The 933-nt window shown below is 50.6% G+C and carries 2 protein-coding genes and 1 pseudogene; all 3 read right to left on the reverse strand.

Features of this window, described 5'->3' with window-relative positions; all coding sequences use genetic code 11:
- Positions 1-304 (reverse strand): annotated as a pseudogene (locus CVN76_RS01085) (NADH-quinone oxidoreductase subunit C); the annotation flags it as partial.
- Entirely contained in the window at positions 305-817 is a 513-nt protein-coding gene (locus CVN76_RS01090; protein WP_064467114.1) for a NuoB/complex I 20 kDa subunit family protein, read from the reverse strand.
- On the reverse strand, positions 808-933 hold a 126-nt coding region (gene ndhC, locus CVN76_RS01095; RefSeq protein ID WP_157805412.1), incomplete at its 5' end, for an NADH-quinone oxidoreductase subunit A. The genes CVN76_RS01090 and ndhC, both read right to left, overlap by 10 nt.

Raw genomic sequence — 933 nt, forward strand, 5'->3', positions numbered from 1 at the left:
CTTCCTCCTTCGCTTGCTTTCGTGCGAGTGCCGCCGCCTTCGCCTTCGCCGCTGCGGCTGCCTTTTGCTTCGCTAGGTCTTCTTCTCCTGGCGGACTCTCCGTCCCTTCCTCCTTCGCTTGCTTTCGTGCGAGTGCCGCCGCCTTCACCTTCGCCGCTGCGGCTGCCTTTTGCTTCGCTAGGTCTTCTTCTCCTGACCCTTTCTCCGTCCCTTCCTCCTTCGCTTGCTTTCGTGCGAGTGCTGCCGCCTTTGCCTTCGCCGCTGCGGCCGCCTTTTGCTTCGCTAGGTCTAGATCCTCATTCATCTATATCACCCGCTTTCCGGTTTTCGCCTCGTAACGGATCTTTTCTTTTAATTTATTGATTCCATAAATAAGAGCTGCCGGATTGGGGGGACAACCGGGGATATATACATCGACTGGCACGATTTGATCAACCCCTTTGACCACCGAGTAGGAATTCACATACGGACCCCCTGCCGTTGCGCAGGAGCCCATGGCAATGACCCATTTAGGTTCTGGCATTTGGTCATATAATCTACTTATGATTGGTGCCATTTTTTTCGTTACCGTACCTGATACGATCATGACATCAGATTGCCGGGGCGACGTCCTGAAAAAAGAACCGAAACGATCCAAATCGTAATGTGAGGAGCCTACACCCATCATTTCGATTGCACAGCATGCTAAACCGAATGTCATTGGCCAGAGGGAGTTGCTTCTAGCCCAGCCTTTAATTTGTTCAAGCGTTGATAAGAAAATGCTTTGGCGCATCTCTTCCATTTCGGCAGGGGTGAGGTCGTCTAATTTCAATTCCATTTCAACACCTTCTTTTTCCAAGCGTAGATTAGTCCTAGCATCAGTATGATGACGAAAAATAGCATTTCAATAAGCGCAAACAATCCTAGCTCATCATAGGCCACTGCCCACGGGTA

The sequence above is a fragment of the Bacillus sp. mrc49 genome, from assembly GCF_002803435.1.

Coding starts and splice junctions, on each gene's coding strand:
- CVN76_RS01090 (WP_064467114.1), bottom strand. CDS start 817: ATGGAATTGAAATTAGACGACCTCACCCCTGCCGAAATGGAAGAGATG.